Below are 10,872 nucleotides of genomic sequence, written 5' to 3' on the forward strand. Positions count from 1 at the left end.
CGACACCAGCAACGACGCACCCCGACTCGTCGGGCTGGACAGCGAGTTCGCCATCCCGCCGGTCTCCGTCGCCAAGTTCGACCTGACCTTCGCGTTCGCCGAGAACCGCGCCGCCGACGGACGGCCGGACGGCCTCGACATCATGATCGAGTACACCACCGACCTGTACGACGCACGCACCATCGAGGCCACGGCGGACCGCCTGGTCCGGCTCCTCACCGGCGCCGTCGCCACCCCCGACCTGCCCCTCGCGGAGCTGGAGATGGTCTCCGGGCAGGAGCGGGACCGGCTGCGGGAGTGGAGCGGGGCACAGTCCCCGGCGCCCGGCCTCGGACTCGACGCGCTGTTCACGGCGCAGGCCGCCCGCACCCCGCACGAGGTGGCGCTGGTCCACGAGGAACAGCGGGTGACCTACCAGGAGCTGGACATCTGGTCCAACCGGCTGACCCGCCACCTGACCGCGCGCGGGGTCACCCCGGGCAGCATCGTCGCCATCCACCTGGAACGGTCCCCGCAGCTCATCGCCACACTGCTGGCCGCCCTGAAATCCGGCGCCGGATACACCCTGCTCGACCCGCAGTTCCCGGCCGGCCGGCTGAACACAGTGCTCGGCCAGACCGGCCCCGCGGCACTGGTCACCCAGGCCCACCTGACGGCCCTGTCGACCCCGGCCACCCTGATCGACCTCACCGCGGAGATACCCGCGATCAGCACCCTGCCGGGGACCCCCGTGGAGACGGGCGGACACCCGGAGTCCATCGCCTGCGTGATGTTCACCTCCGGATCGACCGGAGTCCCCAAGGGCGTCGCGGCCTCGCACCGGGCGCTGGCCGCCACGTTCATCGGCCCCGATTACCTGGACTTCGGCCCCGGACAGACCTATCTGCAGAGCTCGCCGGTGTCCTGGGACGCCTTCGCCCTGGAGGTCTTCGGACCGCTCCTGCACGGCGGCGTCTGCGTCCTGCAGCCCGGCCAGCACACCGACCCGCACCAGATCGCGGAGCTGGTGGAACGGCACTCCATCACCACCCTGCAGATGTCGGCGAGCCTGTTCAACCACATGCTCGACGAGCACCCGGCCGTCTTCTCCAGGATCAAGGAGGCCATGACCGCCGGTGAAGCGGCCTCACCCGCCCACACCGCCAAGGCACTGGCCGACCACCCCCACCTCCACCTCGTCAACGGCTACGGACCGGCCGAGAGCATGGGCTTCACCACCACCCACACCCTCACCGGACCGGCCCCCGCCATCCCGATCGGACGGCCGATCGCGGGCAAGCACGCCTACGTCCTGGACGAGAACCTCCGGATGCTGCCCCCGGGCGTCCCCGGCGAGCTCTACGTCGCCGGACACGGCCTCGCCCACGGCTACATCGGACAGCCCGCACTCAGCGCCGAAAGATTCGTCGCCGACCCCCACGGCGCCCCCGGCTCGCGGATGTACCGGACCGGCGACCTGGCCCGCTGGAGCCAGGACGGGGCGCTGGAGTATTTCGGCCGGGCCGACCAGCAGATCAAGCTGCGGGGCTTCCGCATCGAGCCGGGTGAGATCGAATCGGCGCTGCTGCGGCACCCCACCCTCGCCCAGGTGGCGGTGCTGATCCGCGAGGACCGGCCCGGTGACAAACGGCTGGTGGCATACGTGGTGCCCACCGAAGGCAGCCGGCCGGACCTTCCCGAGCTGCGCCGGCACGCGGTGGCGGCCCTGCCCGAATACATGGTGCCCGCCACGATCGTGCCGCTGGACGCGCTGCCCCTGACGGTCAACGGCAAGCTCGACCGCCGGGCACTGCCCGAACCGCCGCAGGCCGACACCGCCGGCGGGCGGGAGCCCCGCACCCCGGCGGAAGAAGTGCTGTGCGGCCTCTTCGCGGAGGTCCTGGGACTGACGTCGGTCACCATCGACGACCACTTCTTCCAACTGGGCGGCCACTCGCTGCTCGCCACCCGGCTGATCGGCCGGATCCGCTCCATCTGGGACACCCGCGTCACCATCCGGGACCTGTTCCAGTACCCGACACCCGTACTGCTCGCCGAACACATCGCCACGAACACGGGCGGCGACCCGATGGAGACGCTGCTGCCGATCCGGGCCGCGACCGCCACCGACACCGAGGCCCCGCTGTTCTGCGTCCACGCGGTCTCCGGGATGAGCTGGTCGTACGCCGGTCTGCTCCGGCACATCGGCGGGCGACGCCCACTGATCGGGCTCCAGGCGAAGGAGCTGACCAGCCCCTCGGACCGGCCGGCCGGCATCGAGGAGATGGCGGACGGCTACGTGGCCGAGATCCGCTCCGTCCAGCCCCACGGCCCGTACCACCTGCTCGGCTGGTCGTTCGGCGGACTCGTGGCCCACGCGATCGCCGCCCGGCTGGAGGAACAGGGCGAGCAGGTGGCCCTCCTCGCGCTGCTCGACTCCTACCCGCTGCCCGACGGATTCCGGCCACCGGCCATCACCGGCCGGGAGGTGCTGACCGCCCTGCTCGGCGGCCGCGGCGCCGGACTCGACGTCCGCTGCGCAGACACCGCCCCCGACGCCGAGGAGCTGGCCGCCGTGCTGCGCGCCGAGGACGCCATCCTGGGCGCCCTGGAGCCGGCCCAGGCCGCGGCGGTCGTCGCCGCCACGGCCGGCAACCTGGAGATGCGCTACCGGTACGTTCCCCGGCGGCGGTTCGGCGGCGACGCGGTGTTCTTCGACGCCGCCCGCACCCCGGCCGCGGCCGGCGGCGCCGAAGCCTGGGCCCCCCACGTCACGGGCCGGGTCGAGGAACACGAGATCGACTGCGAGCACTGGGACATGACCACGGCCGAACCGCTCCGCGAGATCGGAAAGGTGCTGGCGGAAGAGTTGCGCGGGGTGCGCCACTGATCCATCGGCCCACAGGTGCCCGGGACCGCCCACGACGGCGGTCCCGGGCACCTTCGCGTGCGCCGCCGCCACGGGCCCCCAATTGCCCGCGGGCTGCCTCTCATGCCGCCGGGCGAAGGGTTCCGGCCTGCATAGCGTGAAGCCATCCGCAGGCCACGGCTCCCGGCAACAGAAAGTCAAGGAAATGGTTGATCATTCCGGCTGGCGTGTCGGGGTAGCTTCAGCCCCCGTCCACCACGGCGAGATCCTGCAAGGCGTGTTCACCGGTGACGGCGGGCTCACCCGAGGTCTCGTCACACTTCCCTGCACCATTCACGCGACCCGCGCGACCTTCATCCCCGCCCCCGGCGCCGAGGTCACCGTCACGCCGGACTGGAAGGGCAAGGCCAGGCGCGCGGCCGAACTCGCGGTACGCGCCGTGACACCGCCGGGCGACGAGCTGCCGGGCGGGCACCTCGACCTCACCGGCGACGTACCGCTGTGCCGGGGCTTCGGCTCCTCCACCAGCGATGTGCTCGCGGCCATCTGGGCGGTGAAGGACGCGTTCGTCAGCCCGCTGCCGCCGCAGGACGTCGCCCGGATCGCGGTACGCGCGGAAACCGCCTCCGACTCCCTCATGTTCGAGGAATCCACCGTCCTCTTCGCCCAGCGCGAAGGCACGGTCATCGAGGACTTCGGCTACCCGATGCCGGCCCTGCGGGTCCTCGGCTTCGGCTCACGCCCCGAGGGCGGCGGACGGGGCGTGGACACACTCACCCTCGCACCGGCCCGCTACGGGCAGGACGAGATCGACCTCTTCACCCGGCTGCAGGCCATGCTCCGGGAGGCCATCCAGATGAAGGACGTGGCCCTGCTGGGCTCGGTGGCCACGGCCAGCACGGAGATCAACCAGCGTCATCTGCCGATCCCGGACCTCGACCGCATCCGGGACATCGCGCGGACCACCGGAGCCGTCGGCGTACAGGCGGCACACAGCGGGGACATCGCCGGACTCCTCTTCGACCGGGACGACCCCGAGGTCGAGGCACGGACCGGCCTGGCCCAGGACCTCCTGCAAGAGCTCGGAATTCACGAGCAGTGGAACTACACAACGGGTGACTGACATGACGACGACGACTCTCCCCAAGGCTCACTCCTCGATCGTGGAGGCGACGGAGCTGCCACGCATCATCAAGGTGACCGACAACCTCTACGCGGCGGCCTTCAGCCTGATGAAGCTGCTGCCCGCCCGCTACATACTCGACCGGGCCGAGGCCGCCGGCCTGATCTCCCCGGGCACCCGGATCATCGAGACCTCCTCCGGCACCTTCGCCCTGGGCCTGGCCATGGTCTGCCGGCTGCGCGGCTACCCGCTGACCATCGTCGGCGACTCGGCGATCGACCGGGACCTGCGCACCCGGCTCGAAATGCTCGGCACGACGGTGGAGATCGTCGAGCACACCGGCCAGCCCGGCGGCATCCAGGGCGCGCGCCTCGCCCGCGTGGCCGAGCTGCGCCGGCAGCACCCGGACGCCTTCGTCCCCGGCCAGTACGACAACCCCGACAACCCGGGCGCGTACGGCGTCGTCGCCGACCTGATCGGCAGCACCGTCGGCGCCGTCGACTGCCTGGTGGGCCCGGTCGGTTCGGGCGGCTCCACCGGCGGACTCGCCGCCGCGCTGCGGCAGACCGGCCCCGCACTGCACCTGGTCGGCGTGGACACCCAGGGCAGCATCATCTTCGGCAGCCCGGACGGACCGCGCATGCTGCGCGGGCTCGGCAGCAGCATCCACCCGGGCAACGTCAAGCACGCGGCGTACGACGAGGTCCACTGGGTGACGGCCCCCGAGGCGTTCCACGCCACCCACGAGCTCTACCGCGCCCACGGCCTGTTCATGGGCCCGACCAGCGGCGCCTCCTTCCAAGTGGCCTCCTGGTGGGCCGAGCGGAACCCGGAGAGCACCGTCGTGATGGTGCTCCCCGACGAGGGCTACCGCTACCAGTCCACCGTCTACAACGACAACTGGCTGAGCGAGCAGGGAATCGTCCCCGCCCCCGCCGCCGACGGCCCGCTCACCGTCGAACACCCGCTGGACGCCCCCGCCGCCTGGTCCCGGCTGCTGTGGGCCCGCCGCGGCTTCGACGACGTGGTGATGCCGGTGGTCGGCTCATGAGCGAGCGCCTGCTGCTCCTGGTGGAGAGCAACACCACCGGTACGGGACGGCTGTTCGCCGCGCGCGCGGCCGAACTCGGTGTGGTGCCGGTGCTGCTGTGCGCGGACCCGGACCGCTACCCGTACGCCGCCCAGGACGGGCTGCGGACGGTCGTCGTGGACACCTCCGACGAGGCCGCGCTGTGGGCGGCCGTCCGTACGCTGGAGGACGAGGCCGCCATCGCGGGCGTCCTGACCAGCTCCGAGTACTACGTGCCGACCGCCGCCGCACTGGCCTACCGGCTCGGCCTGCCCGGCCCGTCGGCCGAGGCCGTACGCGCCTGCCGCGACAAGGCCGAACAGCGCCGGATGCTCGCCGACGCGGGCGTCGGATCGCCGGACTTCGCCGTCGTCTCCGAAGTCACCGACGCACTCGCCGCGGCCCGCTCCATCGGCCTGCCCGTGGTGGTCAAACCGGTGCAGGGCTCGGGAAGTCTGGGCGTACGGCTCTGCACGGACCTCGACGAGGTCGCCGAGCACGCCGGGACGCTGCTGGCCGCCACCGTCAACGAACGGGGCATCGCCGCACCGAGCCGGATCCTGATCGAGGAGTACCTGACCGGACCGGAGTACTCCGTCGAGGTGTTCGGCACCGACGCCGTCGTCACCGTCGCCAAGCACGTCGGCGCGCTGCCGGTCTTCGTCGAGATCGGCCACGACGTGCCGGCCGCACTCCCCGGCGAACAGGAGATCGCCCTGCGCGAGTCGGCGGTACGCGCCGTGCGGGCGCTCGGTCTCGGCTGGGGAGCCGCCCATGTGGAACTGCGGCTGACCGGGCCCAGGAACGCCCAGGTCATCGAGGTCAACCCCCGCCTGGCCGGCGGCATGATCCCCGAACTGGTCCGCAGGGCCTGCGGGATCGACCTGGTCCGCGCCCAGGTGCTGGCCGCGCTCGGCACCGTCCCCGAACTGGAACGCGGCGGCTACGCCCGCGCCTCGATCCGGTTCCTCACCGCGGAACAGGACGGCATCATCGCGCGCTCCACCGCACTCACGGAAGCCACGGCCAGGGCCCGCACGGTCCCGGGCACCGTCGAAGCGGTGCTCTACCGCGCCCCGGGCGAACCCGTCGGTCCCGCCGAGGACTTCCGGGGCCGCGTCGGTCACGCCATCGCCGTCGCCGACCGTTCGGTACGGGCGGCCGAGGCCGCCGACCGGGCCGTGGCGCTGCTCGGCGAGGCCGTCACCTACGCGGATCTGCACACAGAGGAGGCATTCGCATGACCGCAGCGACCGCGAACGGCGTCGACACCGGCCGGCTCAAGGCCGCGCTCGACGCCGAGGCGCACCGCATCGTCTACGACCAGTACCTGCCGGACACCGCGGACGGGCTCGGCGAGGAGCTGCGCTGCATCAGCGAGGTCGACCGCGCCCACCTGATCATGCTCACCGAGCGCGGCATCGTGGACGCCGGCCGGGCCGCCGCCCTGCTGCGCGCCGTCGAGGAACTGCGCGGACAGGACTTCGCACCGGTCAGGGCCACCCCGATGCCGCGCGGCGTCTACCTCGCCTACGAGGGACACCTCATCGGGAAGCTGGGCGACGAGACCGGCGGCATCCTGCACACCGGCCGGTCCCGCAACGACCTCAACGCCACCACCACCCGGCTCAAGACGCGCGGCCCCTACCAGGCCCTGCTCGACGCGGTCGACCGGCTCGCGGGGGTGCTCCTGGCGAAGGCCGAGGAGTACCGCGACGTGGTCATGCCCGCCTACACCCACGGCCAGCCGGCCGTGCCGATCAGCTACGGCCACTACCTCGCCGGTGTCGCCGGCGCGGTGCTGCGCGCGTACCGGGCGCTGCTGGACGCCGGACGCCAGCTCGACGTCAACCCGCTGGGCGCCGGCGCGATCGGCGGAACCTCCGTACCCATCGACCCCCGCCGCACCGCCGAACTGCTCGGCTTCAGCTCCGCCGCCCCCAACTCGGTCGACGCGGTGGCCTCCCGGGACTTCGTACTGGACCTGCTGTCCGCGTCCGCCGTCCTCGGCGTCTCGCTGGCCCGGGCCGGGCGGGACCTGAGCACCTGGACCTCGGAGGAGTTCGGGCTGCTGCGGGTGGGCGACACCCTCGTCGGCTCCAGCTCGATGATGCCGCAGAAACGCAACCCGTTCCTGCTCGAACACATCCAGGGCAGGTCCACCGCGAGCCTCGGCGCCTTCGTCGGCGCGGCGTCCGCGATGACCACCGGCGGCTACACCAACGCCATCGCGGTCGGCACCGAGGCCGTACGGCACCTCTGGCCCGGACTGAGCAGCACCACCGACGCGGTGACGCTGCTGAGCCTGGTGGTGGCGGGCACCGAACCGGAACGCGAACGCATGACGGACCGGGCCGTGGACGGCTTCACCTCGGCCACGTACCTGGCGGAACGGCTCGTCCTGGACGGGACACCGTTCCGGGCCGCGCACCACCTGGTCGGCGAGACCGTGCTCGGCGCCCTGGAATCCGGCCGCTCGCTGGTGGACGCCGCCCGCTTCGCCGCCGTCGACGACGGCGGGCTGGCCCCCGACCGGGTCGTCGAGGCATGCGCCCACGGCGGCGGACCCGGCGCCACGGCCGACGGGATCCGCGCCCTGAACGCCCGACGGGACGCGCTGAAGGCCGAGTCGGCCGAGCGGCGCACCCGCTGGTCCGACGGAGCCGAACTGCTGGCACGCGCCGTGGCCGAGGCGGTGACGTCATGTCGGCCCGCCTGACCGAACGCGCCCCGGACGAGGCGGACGAGCGGCCGCCGCGCAGCGGACTGCTGCGCCACCACGACTTCCGGCTGCTGTGGCTCGGCGAGACGACCAATCGCGTCGGCATCAACATCACCGGGGTCGCCATGCCCCTGGTGGCCGTGGTGACGCTCGACGCGAGCACGCTCTGGGTGAGCGCGCTGGCGGCCGCCCCCTGGCTGCCCTGGCTGCTCATCGGCCTGCCCGCCGGCGCCTGGGTGGACCGGATGCGACGCCGGCCGATCATGCTGATCTGCAACGTGGTCCCGCTGGTGCTGCTCGCGAGCGTTCCGCTGGCCGGCTGGCTCGGCGTCCTGACGATGACCCAACTGCTGGCCGTGGCACTGATCAACGGCTTCGCCGCGGTGTTCTTCGGGATCTCGTACAAGGTCTACCTGCCCTCCATCGTCGGACCCGAGGACCTCCAGGAGGCCAACGCCAAGCTTCAGGGCAGCGAGTCGGTGGCCCAGGTCGCGGGGCTCGGCGGCGGTGGTCTGCTCGCCCAGGCCTTCGGCGCCGCCTCCGGCCTCCTCGTCAACTCGGTGACGTTCCTCGTCTCCGCGCTGTGCCTGCTCGGCATCCGCAGCAAGGAACCCCTCCCGGAGAAACCCGAACGGCACCGGGCGCTGCGCCAGGACATCAAGGAGGGCCTGAACTACACCTTCAAGGACCCCTACCTGCGCGTCCTCACCCTGTACGGCACCGCCACCAACCTGCTGCTGACGGCCGAGGCGGCGATCCTGCCGGTGTTCATCATCCGTGAGCTGGGGGTGCCCGAGGGCGCCACCGGCTGGCTCCTCGCGTCGAGCAGCATCGGCGGAATCCTGGGGGCCACCACCGCGAAACGCCTGATCGCACGGTTCGGATCGGCCCGCGGACTGCTCGTCGCCACCATCGCCAGCGCCCCGTTCGCCCTGCTCATCCCGCTGACGCGGACGGACTGGACGCTGTCCGCACTGGTGGTCGGCAGCGCGGTCCTCTCGCTCGGCGTCGTACTCGCCAACGTGATCCAGGGAGCGTTCCGTCAGCGCTACTGTCCACCCCAGCTGCTCGGCCGCATCTCGGCCAGCGTCTCGGTGGCGAACTTCGGCGCCATTCCCTTCGGTTCACTGCTCGGCGGGATCCTCGGCACCGCCCTCGGTCTGCGGCCCACCCTGTGGCTGCTCACCGCGGGACTCGCCCTGACTCCGCTGCTCCTCCTGATCGGGCCGCTGCGCCGAAGGCGCGACCTGCCGGTCGCGCCGGCCACGCCGTGAGACCCGACTCGCCTGTCACTCTCGTACGAACAGGAGGGACCCCGTGGAACAAACCCTGCCGTGGGTCGTCCGCGAGCTGCCACCCCCAGGCTCGCTCGACCTCTGGCTCCTGCGGGTCTCGGATGTCCCCCTCGGCATCCTGGACGAACAGGTACTCGACGCGACCGAGCGTCAGCGTGCCGCCACCCTCATGCACGCCGCCGACCGGACCCGGTTCACGGCCGCGCATGTCGCCCTTCGCCGACTGCTCGGCTCGTACCTGAGCCTGCGCCCCGAAGAGGTCCACCTCGGCCGGGACACCTGCCCCTGCTGCGGCGGACCGCACGGCCGGCCCACCGTGCTCGACGCCGACGACCGGCTGTTCTTCTCGCTGTCCCACCGCGGTGATCTCGCCGTCGTCGGAACCGCGGCGGCCCCCATCGGGGTCGATGTGGAACTGGTGCCGGACGAGGACGGCACCGCCGACCTCGCCGCGATGCTGCACGTGGACGAGCAGGCCGAACTGGCGGCGCTGAGCCCGCCGGCCCGGCCCCGGGCCCTGGCCCGGCTGTGGACCCGGAAGGAGGCCTACCTCAAGGGCCTCGGCACCGGTCTGGGCCGCGACCCCTCGCTCGACTACGTCGGCTCGGGACGCCCCGAGGGCCCGTACCCGCCGTCCGGCTGGACCCTGCTCGACGTTCCGGTGGACCGGGGCTACGCGGCGGCGGTGGCGGTACGGGGCGAGCTGACCGTGGAAGGCCCGCTCGTGCGCAGGCTCGCCGGACTCGACCTCGTACGGCACACCTGCGACGCCCTCCAGAAGGAGAGAACCCCGCCCTGACCGGCCGTCGGGTCCGCCGGGTGCACCGATGCGGTGATCACCCGGCGGCGGGCACGCACCACCCGGCCGCTCCCGCCGCGGCTGCCGATCACCGCAACGTCCTCGCCAACATCCCTACGGACTTTTGGAACTGACGATGTCAAACGCTGTGCAGCAGGCCCCCGCGGCCCTCCTCCCGCAAGTGCTGCCCCGCACCACCGGGCAGCCCGACTCCGGCGCCGAGCACGTGACGGGCGCCCAGTCCCTCATCCGCTCGCTGGAGGAGGCCGGCGCGGACACCGTGTTCGGGATCCCCGGCGGCTGCATCCTTCCGGCGTACGACCCGTTGATGGACTCGGACCGGGTCCGTCATGTGCTGGTCCGCCACGAGCAGGGCGCCGGGCACGCGGCCACCGGTTACGCGCAGGCCACCGGCAAGGTCGGGGTGTGCATGGCGACCTCGGGGCCGGGCGCCACCAATCTGGTGACCCCGATCGCGGACGCGTACATGGACTCCGTACCGCTGGTCGCGATCACCGGCCAGGTCCCCTCCGCCTCGATCGGCACGGACGCCTTCCAGGAGGCGGACATCGTCGGCATCACCATGCCGATCACCAAGCACAACTTCCTGGTGACGAACGCCGACGACATCCCGCGCACGGTCGCCGAGGCGTTCCGCATCGCCTCGACCGGCCGCCCCGGACCGGTGCTCATCGACATCACCAAGGACGCCCTCCAGGCGGCCACCACCTTCCGCTGGCCCACGACGACGGACCTGCCCGGCTACCGCCCGGTCACCAAGCCGCACGCCAAACAGATCCGCGAGGCCGCCCGGCTCATCAGCGCCGCCGCCCGCCCGGTGCTCTACGTCGGAGGCGGGGTGCTCAAGGCACGGGCCACCGCGGAGCTGCGCATCCTGGCCGAACTGACCGGGGCCCCCGTGGTCACCACCCTGATGGCACTCGGCGCCTTCCCGGGCAGCCACCCGCAGCACGTGGGGATGCCCGGGATGCACGGGGACGTCGCGGCGGTCGCGG

The 10,872-nt window shown here is 72.4% G+C and carries 8 protein-coding genes; all 8 read left to right on the forward strand.

Translation table 11 applies throughout. From position 1 onward, the window contains the following. Positions 1-2,869 (forward strand): non-ribosomal peptide synthetase (locus EES42_RS17020; protein WP_164495257.1); only part of this gene is annotated, 2,869 nt, incomplete at its 5' end. Positions 2,870-3,053: 184 nt separating this feature from the next. Then, positions 3,054-3,971 carry a GHMP family kinase ATP-binding protein gene (locus EES42_RS17025; RefSeq protein WP_124719047.1) on the forward strand — a complete coding sequence of 306 codons (918 nt, stop codon included), beginning with the start codon at positions 3,054-3,056 and terminating at the stop codon, positions 3,969-3,971. A gap of 1 nt (position 3,972) precedes the next feature. Continuing rightward, on the forward strand, positions 3,973-5,022 hold the full coding sequence (locus EES42_RS17030) for a PLP-dependent cysteine synthase family protein (protein ID WP_241196417.1): 1,050 nt from the start codon (positions 3,973-3,975) through the stop codon (positions 5,020-5,022). Continuing rightward, a complete protein-coding gene (locus tag EES42_RS17035; protein WP_124719048.1) occupies positions 5,019-6,284 on the forward strand; it encodes an ATP-grasp domain-containing protein in 1,266 nt (421 codons plus the stop codon). The genes EES42_RS17030 and EES42_RS17035 overlap by 4 nt, the downstream gene beginning before the upstream one ends. Continuing rightward, positions 6,281-7,759 (forward strand): argininosuccinate lyase, encoded by a 1,479-nt coding sequence (gene argH, locus EES42_RS17040; protein ID WP_124719049.1) that lies wholly within the window; start codon positions 6,281-6,283, stop codon positions 7,757-7,759. The genes EES42_RS17035 and argH overlap by 4 nt, the downstream gene beginning before the upstream one ends. Continuing rightward, positions 7,744-9,036, forward strand: coding sequence for an MFS transporter (locus tag EES42_RS17045; RefSeq protein ID WP_124719050.1), 1,293 nt, complete (start codon positions 7,744-7,746; stop codon positions 9,034-9,036). Before argH ends, EES42_RS17045 begins: the two co-directional genes overlap by 16 nt. A gap of 43 nt (positions 9,037-9,079) precedes the next feature. Beyond that, positions 9,080-9,856 (forward strand): 4'-phosphopantetheinyl transferase family protein, encoded by a 777-nt coding sequence (locus EES42_RS17050; RefSeq protein WP_241196418.1) that lies wholly within the window; start codon positions 9,080-9,082, stop codon positions 9,854-9,856. 136 nt (positions 9,857-9,992) lie between these two features. Next, positions 9,993-10,872, forward strand: an 880-nt coding sequence (locus tag EES42_RS17055; protein ID WP_277426125.1) for a thiamine pyrophosphate-binding protein, incomplete at its 3' end; no start/stop codon positions are given.

The sequence above is a fragment of the Streptomyces sp. ADI95-17 genome (genome assembly GCF_003846175.1).
GTDB lineage: Bacteria > Actinomycetota > Actinomycetes > Streptomycetales > Streptomycetaceae > Streptomyces > Streptomyces sanglieri.